The organism is Phytohabitans flavus, from assembly GCF_011764545.1.
Lineage (GTDB): Bacteria > Actinomycetota > Actinomycetes > Mycobacteriales > Micromonosporaceae > Phytohabitans > Phytohabitans flavus.
The window spans coordinates 7,572,802-7,591,799 of the sequence record NZ_AP022870.1 but is presented as its reverse complement, the minus strand read 5'-3'; the positions used below and the strand labels follow the sequence as shown (position 1 = coordinate 7,591,799).

The 18,998-nt window shown below is 71.1% G+C and carries 21 protein-coding genes and 1 pseudogene; 15 read left to right on the top strand and 7 right to left on the bottom strand.

The genetic code is table 11. The features are described from left to right. The first annotated feature begins 33 nt into the window (after positions 1 to 33). The 7 genes from Pflav_RS33480 to Pflav_RS33450 all read left to right on the top strand — a co-directional run bounded on the left by Pflav_RS33480 (position 34) and on the right by Pflav_RS33450 (position 4,948). Positions 34 to 510 carry a hypothetical protein gene (locus Pflav_RS33480; protein ID WP_173040758.1) on the top strand — a complete coding sequence of 159 codons (477 nt, stop codon included), beginning with the start codon at positions 34 to 36 and terminating at the stop codon, positions 508 to 510. A gap of 40 nt (positions 511 to 550) precedes the next feature. Continuing rightward, positions 551 to 1,072, top strand: coding sequence for a Uma2 family endonuclease (locus tag Pflav_RS33475; RefSeq protein ID WP_173040757.1), 522 nt, complete (start codon positions 551 to 553; stop codon positions 1,070 to 1,072). 2 nt (positions 1,073 to 1,074) lie between these two features. Continuing rightward, positions 1,075 to 1,596 (top strand): hypothetical protein, encoded by a 522-nt coding sequence (locus tag Pflav_RS33470; protein ID WP_173040756.1) that lies wholly within the window; start codon positions 1,075 to 1,077, stop codon positions 1,594 to 1,596. Next, complete coding sequence (locus tag Pflav_RS33465; protein WP_173040755.1) at positions 1,593 to 1,901, top strand: hypothetical protein; 309 nt, start codon at positions 1,593 to 1,595, stop codon at positions 1,899 to 1,901. The genes Pflav_RS33470 and Pflav_RS33465 overlap by 4 nt, the downstream gene beginning before the upstream one ends. An 11-nt stretch (positions 1,902 to 1,912) precedes the next feature. Further along, the gene (serS, locus tag Pflav_RS33460) at positions 1,913 to 3,193 is read left to right on the top strand and encodes a serine--tRNA ligase (RefSeq protein WP_173040754.1); all 1,281 of its coding nucleotides are present in this window, start codon (positions 1,913 to 1,915) and stop codon (positions 3,191 to 3,193) included. A 121-nt stretch (positions 3,194 to 3,314) separates the two neighbouring features. Next, the gene (locus Pflav_RS33455) at positions 3,315 to 4,136 is read left to right on the top strand and encodes an HAD family hydrolase (protein ID WP_173040753.1); all 822 of its coding nucleotides are present in this window, start codon (positions 3,315 to 3,317) and stop codon (positions 4,134 to 4,136) included. Then, positions 4,136 to 4,948: an HAD family hydrolase gene (locus Pflav_RS33450; RefSeq protein ID WP_173040752.1), complete on the top strand. Its 813-nt coding sequence runs from the start codon at positions 4,136 to 4,138 to the stop codon at positions 4,946 to 4,948. The genes Pflav_RS33455 and Pflav_RS33450 overlap by 1 nt, the downstream gene beginning before the upstream one ends. A gap of 6 nt (positions 4,949 to 4,954) precedes the next feature. On the opposite strand, the gene Pflav_RS33445 is transcribed toward Pflav_RS33450, so the two are convergent. Continuing rightward, a complete protein-coding gene (locus Pflav_RS33445) occupies positions 4,955 to 5,545 on the bottom strand; it encodes a bacterial proteasome activator family protein (protein ID WP_232072771.1) in 591 nt (196 codons plus the stop codon). Between the two features lie 63 nt (positions 5,546 to 5,608). Between Pflav_RS33445 and Pflav_RS33440 the strand changes: the two genes are divergently transcribed. Further along, positions 5,609 to 6,382: an alpha/beta hydrolase family protein gene (locus Pflav_RS33440; protein ID WP_173040750.1), complete on the top strand. Its 774-nt coding sequence runs from the start codon at positions 5,609 to 5,611 to the stop codon at positions 6,380 to 6,382. A 127-nt stretch (positions 6,383 to 6,509) separates the two neighbouring features. Further along, positions 6,510 to 7,694: an ABC transporter substrate-binding protein gene (locus tag Pflav_RS33435; protein WP_173042782.1), complete on the top strand. Its 1,185-nt coding sequence runs from the start codon at positions 6,510 to 6,512 to the stop codon at positions 7,692 to 7,694. A 43-nt stretch (positions 7,695 to 7,737) separates the two neighbouring features. Here Pflav_RS33435 and ddaH read toward each other — a convergent pair whose 3' ends face one another. After that, positions 7,738 to 8,586: a dimethylargininase gene (gene ddaH, locus Pflav_RS33430; RefSeq protein WP_345069829.1), complete on the bottom strand. Its 849-nt coding sequence runs from the start codon at positions 8,584 to 8,586 to the stop codon at positions 7,738 to 7,740. 43 nt (positions 8,587 to 8,629) lie between these two features. Here ddaH and Pflav_RS33425 point away from each other — a divergent pair, with 43 nt between their 5' ends. From Pflav_RS33425 to Pflav_RS47665, 3 genes are read left to right on the top strand one after another with little or no spacing between them, the layout of a single operon-like run. Continuing rightward, positions 8,630 to 9,088, top strand: a complete 459-nt coding sequence (locus Pflav_RS33425) for an Lrp/AsnC family transcriptional regulator (protein WP_173040749.1) — start codon at positions 8,630 to 8,632, stop codon at positions 9,086 to 9,088. Positions 9,089 to 9,140: 52 nt separating this feature from the next. Next, positions 9,141 to 11,063, top strand: a complete 1,923-nt coding sequence (locus Pflav_RS33420) for a beta-propeller domain-containing protein (protein WP_173040748.1) — start codon at positions 9,141 to 9,143, stop codon at positions 11,061 to 11,063. A gap of 2 nt (positions 11,064 to 11,065) precedes the next feature. Next, a complete protein-coding gene (locus Pflav_RS47665) occupies positions 11,066 to 11,200 on the top strand; it encodes a hypothetical protein (RefSeq protein ID WP_269474564.1) in 135 nt (44 codons plus the stop codon). 7 nt (positions 11,201 to 11,207) lie between these two features. Here Pflav_RS47665 and Pflav_RS33415 read toward each other — a convergent pair whose 3' ends face one another. Further along, positions 11,208 to 12,287, bottom strand: a complete 1,080-nt coding sequence (locus Pflav_RS33415) for a T3SS (YopN, CesT) and YbjN peptide-binding chaperone 1 (RefSeq protein ID WP_173040747.1) — start codon at positions 12,285 to 12,287, stop codon at positions 11,208 to 11,210. Positions 12,288 to 12,381: 94 nt separating this feature from the next. On the opposite strand from Pflav_RS33415, the gene Pflav_RS33410 reads away from it, so the two are divergent. After that, positions 12,382 to 14,649 carry an FdhF/YdeP family oxidoreductase gene (locus tag Pflav_RS33410; RefSeq protein WP_173040746.1) on the top strand — a complete coding sequence of 756 codons (2,268 nt, stop codon included), beginning with the start codon at positions 12,382 to 12,384 and terminating at the stop codon, positions 14,647 to 14,649. A gap of 3 nt (positions 14,650 to 14,652) precedes the next feature. Here the strand turns inward: Pflav_RS33410 and Pflav_RS33405 are convergent, their stop codons facing one another. Next, positions 14,653 to 14,889 (bottom strand): DUF6457 domain-containing protein, encoded by a 237-nt coding sequence (locus Pflav_RS33405; protein ID WP_377307662.1) that lies wholly within the window; start codon positions 14,887 to 14,889, stop codon positions 14,653 to 14,655. Then, entirely contained in the window at positions 14,877 to 15,467 is a 591-nt protein-coding gene (mobA, locus tag Pflav_RS33400; RefSeq protein WP_173040744.1) for a molybdenum cofactor guanylyltransferase, read from the bottom strand. Before mobA ends, Pflav_RS33405 begins: the two co-directional genes overlap by 13 nt. A gap of 124 nt (positions 15,468 to 15,591) precedes the next feature. Between mobA and fdhD the strand changes: the two genes are divergently transcribed. Continuing rightward, on the top strand, positions 15,592 to 16,434 hold the full coding sequence (gene fdhD / locus Pflav_RS33395; RefSeq protein ID WP_173040743.1) for a formate dehydrogenase accessory sulfurtransferase FdhD: 843 nt from the start codon (positions 15,592 to 15,594) through the stop codon (positions 16,432 to 16,434). Here the strand turns inward: fdhD and Pflav_RS33390 are convergent. Beyond that, positions 16,429 to 17,454 (bottom strand): DUF4192 domain-containing protein, encoded by a 1,026-nt coding sequence (locus Pflav_RS33390; RefSeq protein ID WP_173040742.1) that lies wholly within the window; start codon positions 17,452 to 17,454, stop codon positions 16,429 to 16,431. The genes fdhD and Pflav_RS33390 overlap by 6 nt on opposite strands. A gap of 91 nt (positions 17,455 to 17,545) precedes the next feature. Then, positions 17,546 to 18,052: a GNAT family N-acetyltransferase gene (locus tag Pflav_RS33385; protein ID WP_173040741.1), complete on the bottom strand. Its 507-nt coding sequence runs from the start codon at positions 18,050 to 18,052 to the stop codon at positions 17,546 to 17,548. Between the two features lie 59 nt (positions 18,053 to 18,111). Between Pflav_RS33385 and Pflav_RS33380 the strand changes: the two are divergent. Then, positions 18,112 to 18,998 (top strand): annotated as a pseudogene (locus tag Pflav_RS33380) (fructosamine kinase family protein).

The window sequence follows — 18,998 nt, the reverse complement described above, 5'->3', positions numbered from 1 at the left end:
GCCCAATCAGCACCGCGATGCGACGATCCCGCTATGACCCGGAAGGTGGCGTTGGTAGCTGGCTGCGCCCTTGTGGTGGCCGGGTTCGTGCTTGCGTTGCTGGCGCTCGCGGTCCCCTGGGCGCACTACCGTCTCGCGGTGGACGTACCCGTCGATGGCGCTGACCTCGACCACTCTGGTGGTATCGCCGTCTTCCAACTGGAGCTCGGCTGGTGGTACGTGCTCGCCCTCTTCGGGGTACTCGGCCTGGTCGCGGGCGCGGCGGCGGCCACCGGCAGCGCGGCCCGGGGCGCCGGGGTGGCCGCGCTCGCGGTCGGCGTGGCCAGCATGTTTCTCGCCAGCCTGGTCGGAGCGCGGGCGGCAGGCGCCTCAGTGGACACGGTCATGAGCGGGATCGCGATGGTCGACGTCCGCGCGACACGCGGGCCCGGCGTGGGGTACGGCATCGCAGCACCGCTGATGTTGGCACTCGGCGCTGCCCTGTTGTCAGTCCGCACCCAGCGAAACTGATGCCTATCCTGGGTGAGGGCTAGCTCAGGAGAGGTGCGCGATGCGGACGATCGAGCTGCCGGTGACTGTGGAGTGGACACCGGAGATGCTGTTGAGCCTTCCCCGCGACTATCGGTACGAGGTAAGTGAGGGAAGGCTGATCGTGTCAGCAGCAGCGATGCGGGCGTGGCATTCGGACGCGGAGTTTCGTGTCATGAATCTCCTTAGGTCGCAGGGCATGAACGCCTATCACGAAGCGGGCATCGTCATTGGACCGGGCGAAATCTACGACTGCGATGTCGGGGTGCTGCGCGACCCGCCCGCGCCGCAGGTCGCTTACCACCCGGCACGGGAGTTCGAGCTGGTCGTCGAGGTGGTCTCGCCCGACTCGCGGGCTGCGGACCGGGTTAACAAGCCTGCGGTGTATGCGGATGCTGGTATCCCGGAGTACTGGCGAGTCGAGGAGGCCGACGACGGTGAGCCCGTCATCTACCAGCACAAGCTCGTTCATGTGGCGGGCGGCGCCCGCTACGCGGAAGCTCGGGTGGTACTGCTGAGCACGTTGGAAAAAGAGAGCCTGTAGCCATGTCGCAGGAGCCACAGGCGGATATCGGCGCGCGGCTCGACGAGCCGGCGGTCGTGGAGTTCGGCGACGACGAGCCGGCCGCCAAGCGTCCACGGGCCGCGCAGGTCCTCACGGCCGTGCGGCGAGACTGGCGGCTCGTGCCGGTCATCGCCGGCCTGAGTGCGGTCGCCATCTTCGCCTCGCTGATCGGCGAGTGGCAGACCACCACCTTCACCCCGTCGGACCTCTTCGGACCCGTACCACAGCCGACCACCGCCAGCCTTCCCGACCTTGGCGGCTACGCAGCCGGGTACCTCATCGGGATCTTCCTGCTCGTGGCGTGCACGAGCCTGATCCTCTTTGGTCGCCCGGCAATGCGCGACCAGCTGCGGATTCTCGGCCTGACCGCCGCGGGCATCTCGGGCGCGGTCCTGATCAGCATGGTCGTCTGGCTCGACGAAAACAGCGCGGCCCTCGCGGCGGCCGACTTCTTCATCGGGTCACAGGGCCCGGCCTACGAGCTGACGTATGGGCGCGGGTGACCATGGCGTTCGTCGGCATCGCCGGGTTCGCTATCGCCCTGTACCTGTCCGGCCGCCTCATGCCAACACCGCCCGCACAGCCAGCCGCGGCGGGCGCCGGCTACGAGCCCGCGCCGCAGGCTGAGGCGGCCGACCCGGTGGACTGGCCGTGGCGGCGACCCCGCGCTGGGCAGGAGGCGGAGGACCTCGACAGCGACCTCCCGCCGCCGGCCGACCTCACCGTCGCGCCCACCGCACCTTTCGTCCCGATGACGGATGCAAGGGCGGCCGCGCCCGACGGAAAACGGGATGCTCCAAGCACGTAGGCTTATATTTCGTGATTGACCTCCGCCTGCTTCGCGACGATCCCGACGCCGTCCGTGCCAGCCAGCGTGTCCGTGGCGAGTCCGAGTCCGTGGTCGACGAGCTGCTGCGCGCCGACGAGGAGCGCCGCGCGGCGGTGCAGGCCTTCGAGACGCTGCGCGCCGAGCAGAAGGTGCTAGGCAAGCAGGTCTCCCAGGCCAAGGGCGATGAGAAGACCGCGCTGCTGGCCCGTACCAAGGAGCTCTCGGCCGAGGTGAAGGTGGCCGAGACGGCCGCCAGCCGGGCCGAGACGGCGCTGCGTATGGCGCAGTTGGCCGTGCCCAACCTCGTGGAGGAGGGCGCGCCGCCCGGCGGCGAGGACGACTTCGTGGTGCTGCGCGAGGTCGGCCAGAAGCCCGACATCGACAGCCCGCGCGACCACCTGGAGCTGGGCGAGGGGCTACGCGCGATCGATATGGAACGCGGCGCCAAGGTCTCCGGCAGCCGCTTCTACTTCCTCACCGGCGTGGGCGCGCTGCTGGAGCTCGGCCTGCTCCAGATGGCGATCGCCCAGGCGGTGGAGTACGGCTTGACGCCGGCGATCCCGCCCGTGCTGCTCAAGCCGGAGTCGATGGAGGGCACCGGCTTTCTCGGCGCCCACGCCAGCGAGGTCTACCGGCTCGAGGCCGACGACCTCTTCCTGGTCGGCACGAGCGAGGCGCCGCTGGCGGCGTACCACTCGGGCGAGATCCTCGACCTTGAGCACCCCGTCCGGTACGCGGGGTGGTCGACCTGCTTCCGCCGGGAGGCCGGATCGCACGGCAAGGACGTGCGCGGGATCCTGCGCGTGCACCAGTTCGACAAGGTGGAGATGTTCACCTACTGCCGGCCGGAGGAGGCGCACGACGAGCACCTGCGGCTGCTGGCCTGGCAGGAGGAGATGCTGGCCAAGGTCGAGGTGCCCTACCGCGTGATCGACGTGGCCGCCGGCGACCTGGGCACGAGCGCGGCGCGCAAGTACGACTGCGAGGCGTGGGTGCCGTCGCAGGGCCGCTACCGCGAGGTGACCTCCACGTCCAACTGCACCACGTTCCAGGCCCGCCGGCTCGGCGTCCGCTACCGCGACGCGGAGGGCAAGACCCAGACCGCCGCGACGCTCAACGGCACGCTCGCGACGACCCGCTGGCTCATCCCGATCCTGGAAAACCACCAGCAGCCGGACGGCTCGGTGCGTGTGCCCAAGGCCCTTCAGCCCTTCCTGGGCGGCCGCGACGTACTCGAACCGGTCGCGCGTGGTGATCGACCTAACGCCTGACCTTGTACATCGTCGCGTCGCACGGAAGTCATGGTTGAGTCGCGGTCCGTGAGGTACGGTTGCTCCCCCGCCGGTGCTGGAGCGGACTCGCTGCCCTGGTCCGGCCGGGTGAGGAGGGACCATGCCCCGCCCGGGACTGCCAAAGCTCATCGCCACTGACCTCGACGGCACGCTGGTGCGCAGCGATGACACCGTGTCCGAGTTCACCCATCAGGTGCTCGACCGGGTCCGGGCGGCCGGCATTCCGATCGTGGGTGCGACGGGGCGCGGACCGCGGCTCGCCGAGCTGACTCGTAACGACATCCGGGCGGCCGACTACCTGGTGATGGCCGGCGGTGGTCGGGTGATCGACCAGACCGATCCGGCCGGCCCGGTGGTGCTGCGTGACGAGCGTCTCTCCGGCGCGGTGCTGGCCAAGCTGATCACGGAGCTCGAGGCGAGGGTCGGGCCGCTGACCGTGATGGTGGAGGCGCTCGACGGCCCGGACTCGCCGCTGTGGGGCGACTTCGACCCCGCCTGGCGCTACCCCGACCGGTTCGAGGAGCGGACCCGCGCCGACTGCCTGAGCGGCGACGTGATCAAGGCGTTCGCGCGGACCGCAAACCACGACGTCGACACGCTCCTGGCTACCGCCCGCGAGGTCATGCGGCCGGACCAGGCGTCCGTGACGCAGGCCGGCCTCGGCTTCGTGGAGATCTGCGCGCCCGGCGTCGACAAGGCCACCGGCCTCTCGGTGGTGGCCGACCTGCTCGGTGTCGACCCGGCCGAGGTGCTGGTCTTCGGCGACATGCCCAACGATGTGCCGATGTTCGAGTGGGCCGGCTGGGGCCGGGTCGCGGTCTCCAACGCCCACCCGACGGTCCGCCGCCTGGCCGACGAGGTGACCTTGCGGAACGACGACGACGGCGTAGCGGTCTACCTCGATCGACTACTGTCCCGCTGATGGGAGAGTTGCCGCGTCTGGTCGCCACCGACCTCGACGGGACGCTGGTGCGTCAGGACCGCTCGCTCAGCCCGCGCACCGCGGGGGTGCTGGCCCGGATCGCCGCGCGAGGCACGGTGGTCGTGCTGGTCACCGGCCGTCCGGTGCGGTGGCTCCACCAGGTGTACGACCAGCTGCACGAGCCGCTCCCGGCGGTCTGCGCCAACGGTGCGGTGGTCTACGACCCGGCCGCCGATCGCGTCCTGCGCGCCGATCCACTCGCCCCTGATCTGCTCGCCGAGGTGACCCGGCGGCTGCGGGCCGAGGTGCCCGGCGCGATGTTCGCCGTCGAGGTGGAAGACGGGCGGCAGTTCCGCCACGACGCCGAGTGGCCGGTGCTGTGGGAGCCCGAGCCGGCGATCCGGATGCTCCTCACACCCGAGGAGGTGGCCTCGGTACCGGCGGTGAAGCTGCTGGTGCGGGCCGGGCGGCGTGACCCGGACGTGTTCGTACAGATCGTCGCCGCAGCGATCAGCGGGCTGGCCGAGGCGACCCACTCGTCGTACAGCGGTCTCATCGAGATCTCCGCGGCCGGCGTGACGAAGGCGGCCGGCCTGGCCTGGTTTTGCGAGCAGCGCGGCATCGATCCGGCCGAGGTCGTGGCGTTCGGCGACATGCCCAACGACGTGCCGATGCTGACCTGGGCCGGACGCGCGGTCGCCGTGGCGAACGCCCACCCCGCCGTACGGGAGATCGCCGACGACGTGACGCTGTCGAACGACGAGGATGGCGTCGCCGCGTACCTCGAAAAGCTCTTCGAGCTGGAGACCTAGAGGGACCTATAGGTACTGGCCGGTGCGGTTGCCTTCGCCCTGCTGCTGGGGCTGCTGGCCGCCGCCGGGCATGCCAGGCATCAGGCCACCGGGCACCGCGGGCAGTGCGGGTCGACCGCCGCCGCGCATCTGCTCCAGCTGGAGCCGGGCGGCCATCTGCTGGGCCACCAGCGCGGCCTGGATGCCGTGGAAGAGCCCTTCCAGCCAGCCGACCAGTTGGGCCTGAGCGACCCGCAGCTCTCCCTCGCTGGGCGTCACGCCGTCTTCGAACGGCAGCGACAGCCGCTCCAGCTCCTCGCGCAGCTCGGGCGCCAGGCCGTCCTCAAGCTCGGTGATCGAACGCTTGTGGATCTCGCGGAGCCGGCTGCGGCTGGCCTCGTCGAGGGGTGCCGCCTTCACCTCTTCGAGCAGCTGCTTGATCATGCTGCCGATGCGCATGACCTTCGCCGGCTGCTCGATCAGGCGCGACGGGTCTTCGCCATCGGCCTGTGTGTCGGTGTCGACGGTGCCTAGCGGACGTCCGTCCGGACCCACCACCACGACGGTCCCCGGGCCAGCCTCTTCCGGGTTACGGGCTGCTTCGGTCATGCCGTCCATCTTCGCGCAGGGCCCGAGGCAGGCGGGCACCGGTGGGGGAAGTGCCCGGGATAGCGTCTCGGCATGCCCAGCGACCCCCGCGGCGTACTCCACCGCCCGACCCCTCCGCCGGACACCACCGTGCGGTACGGCGACCACCCCGACCAGATCGCGGACGTGCGGATGCCGCCCCCGGGTGCCAAGGCCCGGCCCCTGGTCATCGTGGTCCACGGCGGCTTCTGGCGGGCGGAGTGGGATCGATCACACACGGCGCCGCTCGCCGCCGACCTGGCCGCTTCGGGTTACCCCGTGGCACAGCTCGAGTACCGCCGGACCGGACAGCCGGGTGGCGGCTGGCCGGGCACCTTCGCCGATGTGGTGGCCGGCGTGACGGCGGTGCCGCAACTGTTGGGCCTGGCGTGGGCACCGCCGCTGCTGCTCGGCCACTCGGCCGGCGGCCATCTGGCGCTCTGGTACGCGCTGACCGCGCCCACGCCCGTCCTGGGTGTCGTGGCCCTCGCACCGGTCGCCGACCTGGCCGAGGCGCATCGGCTCGACCTCGACCGCGGCGCGGTGGAGGCGCTGCTCGGCGGCGGCCCGAGCGAGGTGCCGGACCGGTACGCGGAAGCCGATCCTTCCTCTCGTACACCACCCGGTGTACGCAGCGTGATTATTCACGGCCTACAGGACCGTCATGTGCCCGTGGAGATCAGCCGCAAGTACACAGCGAACGCCCGCGCCGGCGGCGGCAATGTTTCACTCATCGAGCTACCCGATACCGAGCATTTCGCCCTCATCGACCCGCAGTCGAGCGCCTGGCCGGTCGTAAAGAACGCATTGCAGTCAATGCACCCATGATCAACCTGCCTCGGCCGGTGCGTGCTCTGGGTCCCGGGTTGAAAAAGGTTCATTGACGCAGCGTCGCGAACCGGGTAGACAGCCGAGTGGGCCGCGATCCGGCCCCCGACCATGGGAAAGGGTGACCGTGCCCCAGATAGACCGCCGGCAGGCGCTGAAACTCCTCGCGGCGCTCGGCGCGGCCGGCGTCGCCGCCGCGTGCGGCTCCGAGGACAGCGCCGACAGCGAGCCGCAGCTGAGCGACGACCCCGTCCGGATCGGGCTGGTGGCGCCGCTGACCGGCCCGCTCAAGGTGATCGGCGACGACCTCGTCCACGGCTTCCAGCTCTACCTCCAGCTCAACCAGAACCGGCTTGGCGGCCACCCCGTCCAGTTGGTGACGGCTGACGAAGCCCAGGGCCTCAAGACCGCTGTCGACAACCTCCTCCAGCAGAGCGTGCTCGCGCTCACCGGCGTGGCCGGATCGGCCGCGCTCCCCAGCGTGCGGGACACGATCGAGGGCGCCACCGTCCCCCTCCTCGCCACCAACGGCGTGCCCGGCAGCCTCCAGGGCGTGCTCTACATCTGGTCCGCCTCGTTCGTCGACAGTGACCCGAGCCAGGCACTGGGTGGCTACCTCACCGGCGTCGTACCCCGGAGCCAGCGGGTGGCCGTGGTGGCACCCACCGACGACACCGGCCGGGACGCGGTCGACAAGTTCCGGCAGGCGTTCGGCGCCACGGACGCGCGGCTGATCCAGACGCTCTGGACCGACGCGGCGGTCGCGCCCGACAAGGACTTCTTCCTGCCGACGCTGGACGAGCTGAAGTCGAGCGACGCCGACGTGGTGTATGCGTTCTACACCGGCCCCGCGGCGGTCGAGTTCGTGAAGGAGTACCGGTCCGAGGGGCTGAACGCCAAGATCTACGCGCCCGGCGGGTTTACCGAGGGCACCGCGCTCCAGGACATGGGTGAGGATGCCGAGGGCATCTTCACCGCGATGAACTACTCGGCCGACCTCAACAACGCGGCCAACCGCCTCTTCGCCACGGCGTACCAGCGCGAGCACGACCTGCTGCCCTCGGCGTCCGCCATGGCGTCGTACGACGCGGCGCAGGTGCTCGACCGGGCGATCCGGCTGTGCGGCGGGAGCCCGACCGCGCAGCAGATCAACCTGATGCTCGGCCGGGTCGGCCAGGTCGACAGCCCGCGCGGCACCTGGCAGTTCAACCAGCCGCGTACGCCGCAGCAGAAGTGGTACCTGCGCGAGGTGCGGCTCGACGGCCAGGTCCTGTCGAACGTACTGCTGAGCGAGCTGGCCACACTCGGCTAGCCGAGGTCGCGGGGGCCGCCCGAGGGCAGCCCCCGCGAAAAGCTCAGGGCCGGAGCTCGGCGACGCAGCACTTGACGCTGCCGCCGCCCTTCTTCAGCTCGGAGAGCTCGACAAGTACCGGTGTGTAGCCGGCCGCCTCGACCTTGCGGGCCATGCCGGTGGCCTCACTGTTGAGTACGACGTTGCGACCGTCGCTGACCAGGTTGAGCCCGAACGCGTGCGCGTCCGCCTCGTCGGCCAGCACCGCGTCCGGGAAGAGTTGGCGCAGCACCCGCTGGGACGCCGTCGAGAAAGCAGCCGGAAAGTACGTCACGCTACGGTCGTCCAGCGCGGCCAGGGCGGTGTCGAGGTGGTAGAAGCGCGGGTCGACAAGGCGCAGCGAGACCACCGGGCGGCCGAGGACGTCCTGCGCCTCGGCGTGCGCCGCCGGCTCGGTGCGGAAGCCGTACCCGGCGAGGATCAGGCCGCCGTACGCCGCTGGCAGGTACGCGAAGTCGCCCTCGCCCTCGTTTGTCTGGGTGGGCGAGCGGAACTCCCATCCGCCGGCCTCGTAGAACGCCCGGTGCGCGGTCGCCTCGGCGGTGCGCTGGGCGTACTTGAAGCGGGCCCCATAGGCGACGCCGTCGACCGTGAAGGCGCCGTTCGCCGCGTACACCATGTCGGGCAGGAATGGCTCAGACGCGAGCACGTGCACCTTGTGCCCGAGGCCGCTCAGGGTCTCCCGAAGCCGCTCCCACTGCTTGAGCGCGAGTTCGGTGTCGACCGGGGTGGCGGTGTCCATCCACGGGTTGATCGCGTACGACACCTCGTAGTGCTCGGGTGGGCACATGAGATATGTCCGGTTTCGCGGCATGCGCTGCTGGCTCACGCACAAAGAGTAGGTACGCTGCATGTTTTGGTGACAGCCGAAAGTCATGCGTCGGAGAGGCGGAACGTTGCAGATCGACGACGTAGACCAGCGAATCATTGCGTCCCTTGTCGCCGATGCTCGCGCCTCGTACGCCGACATCGGCGCTCGTGTCTCCCTCTCCGCCCCGGCGGTCAAGCGGCGGGTCGACCGGCTCCGCGCGGCCGGCGTGATCCGGGGATTCACGGCGGTCATCGACCCGGCCGCGGTGGGTTGGACCACCGAGGCGTTCGTGGAGCTCTTCTGCGCCGGGCGCACCACGCCGGCCCAGATCGGATCCGCCGTGCGGCGCCTCCCCGAGGTGGTCGGCGCGTACACGGTGTCCGGTGAGGCGGACGCGATGGTCCACCTGCGGGCGGCGGACATCGCGCACCTGGAGGACGCGCTGGAGCGGCTGCGCGCCCAGCCGTTCGTGACCTCGACCCGCAGCACGATCGTCCTCTCCCGGCTTGTCGACTCCCCCACGGTGGTTGCCGCGCCGAGCTGACGCGCGCCGAGTCGCTGGGAACGGCTCCCGCGAACGCGGCGTCAAAGTCGGCATGACACCGAGACTCGCGGTCGCCGCGGGCGTGCCGCTCGCGCTGCTTGTCGCCCTCGCCGGGTGTACGTCCTCAGGGGACCCAGCGAGCCCGCCCGCTCCGCGCGACCCTGTCGTGCCCGCTGGGCAGTTCAAGCTCGTCGCCTTTGACTCCTGCGCCGACGGCCTGGAGCGGATGAAGAAGGCGGCCAAGGAGTACGTGGGGCCGTACGGCTTCGGTGGCGGTGCCGTACCCCTCGCCGAGCGGGCTGCCGCGCAGGACACCGCCGCCGGATCGAGCGCGGTGAACAAGGCACCCAGCTACTCCGGTACCAACACTCATGAGGCCGGCGTCGACGAGCCGGACCTGGTCAAGACCGACGGGCGGCGGATCGTGACGATCCAGCAGGGCGTCCTGCGCGTGGTCGACGCTGCCTCCCGCAAGCTCACCGGTGAGCTCGACCTGGCCACCAGCGGCGACCGCGATCAGGTGCGCTGGGGCGACGGCACACTGCTGCTGCACGGCGACCGTGCGCTGGTGCTGATCCGCGGCGGCGGGTATGCCAGCCGCGCGGATGTCGCTGGCCCGGCCGGCACCTCGGGTGCGCGGCTCCTGCTCGTGAACCTTTCCGGTGCACCCAAGAAAATCAGTGACTACGAGCTGGACGGCGGTCTGGTGGACGCGCGCCAGATCGGCGGGACTGCCCGGGTCGTGGTGCGCTCGTCCCCGCGTCTCGAATTCCCGTACCGGGAGCACGGCACCGACAAGCAGCGGCTGATCGCCAACCAGCGGGTCATCGACAAGGCGACGGCGGAGGACTGGTTCCCGAGGTACACGGTCACCACCGGCGGTAAGACCTCGAAGGGCCTGGTCGGCTGCGATCGCTACTCGCGCCCGGCCACGTACTCCGGCACCTCGATGGTCACCGTGCTCAGCTTCGACCTCGGCACGGACAGCCTCGGCGACGGCGACCCGGTCGGCGTGGTCGCCGATGGCGACACCGTGTACAGCAACGGCGCCAGCCTCTACGTCGCCAACGACCAGCGGTGGCGGGTGATGCCCCGGCTCCAGCAGAGCGACAGGGAGCCCAAGCCGGAGGACGAGGTCACCGAGATCTACCGCTTCGACATCTCGCAGTCCGGCCGCCCGGTGTACGTCGGCGCCGGCTCGGTGCAGGGGTGGCTGATCAACCAGTACGCGATGTCCGAATGGGACGGTCACCTGCGCGTGGCCACCACCAGCGGGCGTACCTGGGGCGCGTCGCCGAAGTCCAGCTCGACTGTGTACGTGCTGCGGCTGGCCGGCGAGTCGATGCCCGAGGTCGGAAAGATCACCGGGCTGGGCAAGGGCGAGCGCATCTACGCCGTACGCTTCGCCGGCACCACCGCGTATGTGGTGACGTTCCGCCAGACCGACCCGCTGTACACAGTGGACCTCTCCGTCCCAGCCAAGCCGCGGGTGGCGGGAGAGCTGAAGATCACGGGCTATTCCGCCTACCTGCATCCCACCGAGCCGGGCCGCGTGATCGGCGTCGGCCAGGAGGCATCGGATCAGGGACGGGTGCAGGGCGCCCAGGTCTCGCTCTTCGACGTGTCCAACCTGGACCGCCCGACCCGCCTCGCCCAGCACCACGTGAAAAACGCCTACTCGGAGGCCGAGTACGACCCGCACGCCTTCCTCTACTGGCCGGCGGAGCGCCTGCTGGTGATGCCGCTGTCGGTGTGGGAGCGGGACCGGAGCAGTCAAGGCGCGCTTGTGCTGCGGGTTGGCGACACCGCGATCTCCGAGGTGGGGACCGTCTCGCACAGGTCAAACCAGCCCGGCCAGGGCATGATTCGCCGTTCCCTGGTCATCGGCGACGAGCTGTGGACCGTCTCGGACAGCGGCCTCATGGCCACCCAGATGTCCACCTTGGACACCCGAGCTTGGCTTAGTTGGAGTTAGTGATGGCAGCACCGCTGGGAAGCGACCCGGCCACCGAACGCAAGGGGTGGGCGGTCGCCCACCTCCCGGCCCGCGCGGCGCGCGACCGCGTGCCCGAGCCGGAAGACGACGACCGCTGCCGCCGGGAGAAGCGCTAGCGGTTGGTTAGAGGTACATCCCGGTGCGGTGGTCGTCCTCATCGCGGTGGGCGGGCTTGTCACCCTCGCCGAAGAAGCGCTTGCCGCCGAACTCGCCGTGCAGCCGGTCGTCCAGCTCGTCGGCGAGGCCGGTCATCACCTGGACGGCGAGCATCAGGTGGGTGGGCTGGAAGTTGCGGCCGAACACCGGGATCGATGCCCACACAGTGTCGTTGGTGCAGTAGAGCCGGCCGATCGGCATCCGGTTGGTGAGCTCGGACAGCTTGACGTAAAGCTGCTCGGTCGGGTCCACCTCGGTCAGCACCGGCGAGAAGACGTCGACAAGCGGCGGGTTGTCGCGGACCCGGACGAACACCATCGCCGAGCCGGCGCGGATGCCGATGTCTCCGTCGGAGTCGACCTGGAGCTGGTCGGGCGCGCTCTTCATCATCGCGGCCACGACGGTGCGGACCTGCTCGTCGAGCGCGATCACCTCGTCGGACTCGGTGCCGCGTACGACCCGCTCGGCGAGCGCCACCTCTTCTTCGTCCAGCAGGGTCTCGGGGCGTGCGGTGCCGAGCGGCTCGACCGGCAGCGGCTCGTCCTCGGCGTCGTGCACGAGGTACACGAGGAACGCGGGATGCGGTGCGCCGTACACGTCGCGCAGGGTCCGGGAGATCGCGGTGGCGAGGCGGACGGCCTCCGACGTGGACGAGCGAAGGCCGAACTGGTCGCCCGAGCCCTCGACCACGCCGGGCGGCGACCAGCCGAGCTCGACGAGGTTGGCGACCGCGGCGCGGTCCATCCGGTACCCGGGCGGGAGGCTGGCGTTGCCCACCGCCAGCGCGTTGATCCCGCCTTCGTCAGCGACGCCGACGGTCACCGAGTACACCGCGTCGCCGGTGCCGGACGCGGTCGGGTCGAGGGTCAGCTCCACGTTGGCGCCGGAAGGCAGCTTGGCGAGCATGGCCGCCAGCGCGGTGGCGAACTCGCGCCACGCCTCGGTCACCTTGGAGCGCAGGTCGGCCGTTGTCGGCTCATCGAGCAGGATTGTCTCCTGGGCCTGCCGCTCGCCGCCTATGCCGGCTCTGCCCTGGTCCTCGGTCATGATCGCCTCCCGTCCGTCAGCCACACCCTACCGAGCGCTTGGGAACGCGGACTGCCCACGGGGCGTCCATCCGGTACGGGATTATTGTGCAGCCATGGCGAAAGGGGCACCCCGCGACGACGCAGGCGACCGTGACCTGCGGGTGGACGCACCAAAACGCACGGCGGCCGGTCTGCCGGGGATCACCCACGCGCTGGGCGCCGGGCTTGCTCAGATGGGGGTACGCCGCACCGCGCTCACCCTCCTGCGCGTCAATCAGGCCGGCGGCTTCGACTGTCCCGGCTGTGCCTGGCCGGAGCCGGGTCCGGGGGCGCGCTCGCACACGGAGTTCTGCGAAAACGGTGCCAAGGCGGTCGCGGAAGAGGCCACGCTGAGGCGGGTCACGCCCGAGTTCTTCGCCGCGCATCCGATCTCCGAGCTGGCCGAGCGTTCCGACCACTGGTTGGGACAGCAGGGTCGGCTCACCACGCCGATGGTGCGGCGCCCGGGCTCCGACCACTACGAGCCCATCTACTGGGACGAGGCGTTCGCGCTGACCGCCGCGCACCTCCGCGAGGCCGAGCCGGACGAGGCCGTCTTCTACACCTCCGGCCGCACCTCCAACGAGGCGGCGTTCCTCTACCAGCTGCTCGCCCGGGTGCACGGCACGAACAACATGCCCGACTGCTCCAACATGTGCCACGAGTCGTCCGGCGTCGCGCTCTCCGGCACGATCGGCATCGGCAAGGGCTCGGTGACGCTCGACGACATCCACCGCGCCGAGCTGCTCGTCGTCGTGGGCCAGAACCCCGGCACCAACCACCCGCGCATGCTTTCCGCGCTGGAGGAGGCTAAACGCCGCGGCGCGAAGATCCTGGCCGTCAACCCGATGCCCGAGGCGGGGCTTATCAACTTCCGCAACCCGCAGAAGCCGCGCGGGATCGTCGGAAAGGGCACGCCGCTGGCCGACCAGTTCCTGCAAATCAAGGTCGGCGGCGACCAGGCGCTCTTCCGGGCGATCGGCGCGCTGCTGGTCGAGTGGGCCGCCGTGGATCAGTCCTTTGTGGATCGGTACACGACAGGTTTTGAGTCGTACACGGCCGTTCTCGGTACCCTCGACTGGGCTGACGTGGCGGCGGCGACCGGCCTTTCACGCGAAGAGATCGTGGCCGCGGCCCGGATGTTCGCGTCCTCGGACGCGACGATCGTCTGCTGGGCGATGGGCCTGACCCAGCAGCGCGAGTCGGTCGCCACCATCCGCGAGCTCGTCAACGTGCAGCTGCTGCGCGGCATGCTCGGCAAGCCGGGCGCCGGCCTCTGCCCAGTGCGCGGCCACTCGAACGTGCAGGGTGACCGCACGATGGGCATCTGGCACGAGCCGCCGCCGTGGTTGGCCGCCGCCGGCGACCTGCTCGGCGTGCCGATGCCGACCCGCCTGGGGTACGACACGGTCGAGGCCCTCCGCGCAATGCGCGACGGCCGCGTGCGCGTCTTCATGGCGCTGGGCGGCAACTTCGCGGCGGCCACCCCGGACACGGCGGTGTCCGAGGCGGCGCTGCGCTCGTGCGCGCTCACCGTGCACGTGTCGACAAAGCTCAACCGCTCGCACGTGGTGCCCGGCGCCACAAGCCTCATCCTGCCCTGCCTGGGCCGTACCGAGCGCGACCGGCAGGAGTCGGGCGAGCAGTTCGTGACCGTCGAAGACTCGATGTCGTCGGTACACGCCTCCCGTGGCCGCCTCGCCCCCGCCTCCCCCGACCTGCTCTCCGAGATCGCGATCGTCAGCCGCCTGGCCCGCGCGCTCATGCCGGAGTCGCCGGTGCCGTGGGCCGCGTACGAGGCCGACTACCGCACCATCCGCAAGGTGATCTCGCTGGTGGTCCCGGGCTTCGACGACTTCGAGGCGAAGGTCTCCGAACCGGCCGGCTTCACGCTGCCGCACCCGCCGCGTGACCGGCTGGAGTTTCCGACGCCCAGCGGCAAGGCGCACTTCACCGCCGGTCCGCTGTCGATCATCCGGGTGCCCGAGGGCCGGCTGCTGCTCCAGACCGTACGCAGCCACGACCAGTACAACACCACGATCTACGGGATGGACGACCGTTATCGCGGCATCAAGGCGGGCCGGCGCGTGGTGTTCGTCAACCCGGACGACCTCGCCGCGCTGGGCATGGCCGACGGCGACATGGTCGACCTGGTCTCGGAGTGGACGGACGGGGTCGAGCGCCGGGCAAAGGCCTTCCGCGCGGTCGCCTACCCGTCCGCCCGGGGCTGCGCCGCGGCGTACTTCCCGGAGGCGAACGTGCTGGTACCGCTGGACTCGACGGCGGAGGGCTCGAACACACCCACCTCAAAGCAGATCGTCATCCGCCTCGAGCCGGTCTAGGGCCTAGGCCCTGGCGCGTTCGGCGAGGGCGGTCAGGCGGGCGGCGGCATCGGCCGGGTCGGCGCCGCGACCCACGGCCAGGCCGAGCAGGTAGGCGGAGACCGGCGCACCCGGGCGCAGCACGTTGTGCGCGACGTCACGGGCGAGGTCGAGCACCAGCTTGGTGTTGGCGTCGGCCGGGTCGAGGCCGAGCTCGGCACAGGCCGCCGCGGTCCATTCGTTCAGGGTCATCGGGCCCATTCCTCCGCTTGCCGCAGGTCGTCGTCGGTGTCGCAGTCGAACCAGGGTGGTGGGCCCGGCTCGGTCCAGGCAACCGTACCGACGTTCAGCTCCGCGAAGAGCGCCCGCATCGAGGCGCCCGCCAGCCCGCGCGCGCCTGCCAGGCGGTGTAGCGCGGCGCGCAGGGCAGCGGTGTGCCAGACGCCGCAGAGGAGCTGGCGGCGACCGTCGCCGTCGACGTAGAGCATGCCGTCCACTGTGGATGCTTCGAGCGCGCGTCGCAGGTGGTCGAGCGCGGGTGGCGTCAGGAAGGGTAGGTCGGCGGCGAGGAGTGCCACCTCGGCCACGTCTTCGGGGAGGCGGGCGACGCCGGCGGCGGTCGCGGCTGCCGGGCCCGAGCCGGGCGGGTCTTCGACGGTGGCGAGGACTCCGGCGGGTACGGCCTGGTCACCCACCACGACCACCGGCGCCGCGTCCCGCACGGCGCGCAGCACGCGGTCGAGCATGCTCTGGCCGGCTACCGGCAGCGCGGGCTTGGCGGGCCCGCCCAAGCGACGCCCGGCACCGCCGGCCAGCACGACCGCCGCATAGTCCCGCATATGCCCGACCGTAACGGACAGGCACCCGCCCCGGCTTCTGTGCAGGGCTTCGGAGGCTGACCTCGCTGCGATGGGCCATCCGCGAACAGGTGGCACGAATTGGGGAGTCAAGGAAGATGGAGGGATGGGCAGGGCGACGGACCGGCGTACGGTCCTCAGGATCGACACGGCTGGGCAGGGCACCGTCGAGCGGCGGGACACGCTGGCCGCCGAGGAGCCATTGGAGATCCGGGTCGGGCCGGCCGGGCCGGCGCCCCGGCGCCCGCTCGCGGTTACCATGCGCACGCCCGGCGACGACCTCGACCTGGCCATCGGGTTTCTGCTCACCGAGGGCGTGATCCGGCAGGCCGGCGACGTGGTGACCGCTCAGCTCTGTGCCGGCGCGGAGACGCCCAACACCTACAACGTCGTGGACGTGGTGCTCGCCGGCCATGTGCCGCCCCCGGACACCGACCCGGCCCGCAACTTCTACACCACCAGCTCCTGTGGCGTATGTGGCAAGGCGAGCATCGACGCGATCCGCACCCGGTCGCAGTTTGACGTGGCCGGCGACCCGGTCGGGGTGGACGCGCGGGTGCTGGCCGCCCTGCCGGACCGGCTGCGCGCGGCCCAGCGGGTCTTCGAACGCACCGGCGGGCTGCACGCGGCCGGCCTCTTCACGCCGTCGGGCGAGCTGATCACGCTGCGCGAGGACGTGGGCCGGCACAACGCGGTCGACAAGCTGATCGGCTGGGCGACCCGGGAGCAGCGGCTGCCGCTGCGTGGCCACGTGCTGCTGGTCTCCGGGCGGACCAGCTTCGAGCTGACCCAGAAGGCGTGGATGGCCGGGCTGCCGGTGATCGCCGCGGTGTCGGCGCCCAGCACGCTCGCCGCCGACCTGGCCGCCGAGGCCGGCATGACGCTGGTCGGCTTTCTGCGCGGCGAGACGATGAACGTCTACACGGGTCACCACCGGATCAAGTCATAGCGAATCCGACCTGGCGCGGCGGCGCGGGCGGCGGCTGCCAGCCCGGGCGTGCGCCGGCACCGGAAAGCCGTCCAGGGTAGAGGGCGGGATGCCGTGGTGCAGCACGTCGTCGAGGAGGCGGGCCATCGAGTAGGCCGGGTCAGCGCCCTTGGCCCGCTCCACAGCGGCGAGCGCGAGCGCGCCCTGCCCGCACCGCCAGGCGGCGAACGCGAGCAGGCTCGCCGGTGCCGGCACCAGGTGGGACTCGGCCCGGCGCAGCACGTCGGCCCAGAGCTCAAGGTGCCACTCGTCGGCGCTGACCCGCTCCCACGCGTAGTCGCGGATCGGCAGGTGCACAAGCAGCACCGTCAACCAGGCCACCTCGTCGTCGGTGAGGTGGCCGCCCTCGCGGTGGCGGCGCATCGCCTGCCGCACGGCGGCGACACCCAGCCGGCGCAGCGCCCGGCTGCCCAGCAGGTCGCCCGGTGGCGACGCGGCCAGCAGACCGGCGAGCCGCGCGGTGGCGCTGTCGGTCGCCTGGCGCATCGACTCGCGGGTCGGCCCGCCGACCGGCTCGATCTGCCGCACGAGCGCTTCGCGGTCGGGGAGGGCCACGTGGCCGGCGTGGGTGGCGGCCGCGGCGACCGGGCTGGCCACCGGGTCGAACGCCGTGCCGTCCGGCGGGCAGCAGCCCTCGCCGGGACACGCGTAGGACCAGTAGCGCCCGTCGGCCACGCGGAGCGCGTCGATCACACCGACGCCATGGCGCTCCAGCGCTCCGCGAATGGCGGTGACCGGCTCGCGGGCCTGCTCGTCCGGCCCGTAGCCCACGACCGCGGCTGTGTCGATGTCCTGCCGCATGACGACCGACGTCACGTACTCCACGAAGCCGGGCGGCTCATCCAGGTCGCCCCGGGCGGCGAAGACTACTCGGCGGGCGCGGAGCCCCACGACCACGACACTGTCGCTCGGATGGAAACCGAGCAGGAACGGGACCGCGCCGATCAGGTCGGCCGGCGTCCGGAGGGCAAGCGGAGTCATGCGGAGGAGCGTGGCGGTGACCAGGGGGAGATCAGTAGACCCTGTGGATAACACGCGGGTTATCCACAGGCACGCTCAGTAGCTGGGCAGCTCAGGACTTAAATCGAAGCTCATGTATATCAATGTCCTGGCGCCCGACCTGCTCCCGCCGGCCAAGATCGAGCGTGAGCTGGAGCGCGGAGAGCACGTCGTACCCAGCCGCGTGCAAGCTCCGGATCGCGTCCACATTGCGCGACTCCGGGGAGATCGTCAGGGACGTCAGCCCGCGCCGGCGCGCCTCGTCCGCGACATGCTCGAGCAGCGCGCGGCCGATGCCCTGGCCGCGGCGGGACTCGGTCACCACGACCGGCTCCACCTCGCCGGCCCGGCCTTTCATGATGAGGCCCACAAGCCCCACGACACCGTCTTCGCCGTGGTCGGCGACCCACATGCCGGACAGGTCCAACCGGGTCAGATAGTCCTCGAAGGCCGCACCGGGGTCGGCGCCGCCGAAGCCGGGGTCGTTGTAGAGCACCCGGTGCCGCTCGGCCAACTCGACCCACAACCGCCGGCCGGCGCTGTGATCGCCGGGCCGGTACGACCGGATCGTCACCGCCATGAAGTCATGCTTACCCCTGTTACACCGGTGGCGACACCCACTTGGTAAGAGTGGACGGCATGGACCTCGCGTACCTCCGGGCGCATCCAGAGCATCTCCCCGCATTCCTGACCCATCAGCGCATCCGGGAAACGCCGGTACCCGGGGTAGCATCTGCACCGCCTCCCGGCTCACGCTCGACGACGGCGCATCCCTGTTCGCCAAATCGTGGGGCGGGGCGGCGCAGCCCGTACCAAATGGGTTTTTCGAAACGGAGGCCGCAGGGCTGCGGTGGCTGCGCGACGCCGGCGGCGCGCCCGTCCCGGAAGTGATCGCCGCACTGCCCGACATGCTGGCCCTGGAATGGGTGGAGCCGGGCGCGGCGACGCCACAGGCGGCGGATCGTCTCGGGCGCGACCTGGCCGCCACGCACCGGGCCGGCGCGGGCGCGTTCGGGGCGGAGTGGCCCGGCTTCATCGGCGCGCTGCCCGCGGACAACACCCCTTCGCCCGGCCCTTGGCCGGGCTGGTTCGCCGAGCGCCGGCTGGTGCCCTACCTGCGGATGTCGGCCGACGGCGGCGCGCTCTCCGCGGCCGAGGTCGCGCTGGTCGAGCAGGTGATCAGCCGCATCGACGGGTACGGCGGGAGCGAGCCGCCCGCCCGCGTCCACGGCGACCTGTGGCCGGGCAATGTGCTGTGGGCGGCCGACGCACGGGCCTGGCTCGTCGACCCGGCGGCGCACGGCGGCCACCGCGAGACCGACCTCGCCCAGCTCGCCCTCTTCGGCGGCGTGCCGCACCTGGACCGGGTGCTCGCCGCCTACCAGGACGCGTGGCCCCTCGCGGCCGGCTGGGAGGCTCGGGTGCCCGTACACCAACTGCACCTCATGCTCGTCCACACCGCACTGTTCGGCGGGGCGTACCGATCTGCTGTACGCACAACGGCTGAGGCCGCTCTGCGAGGCTGA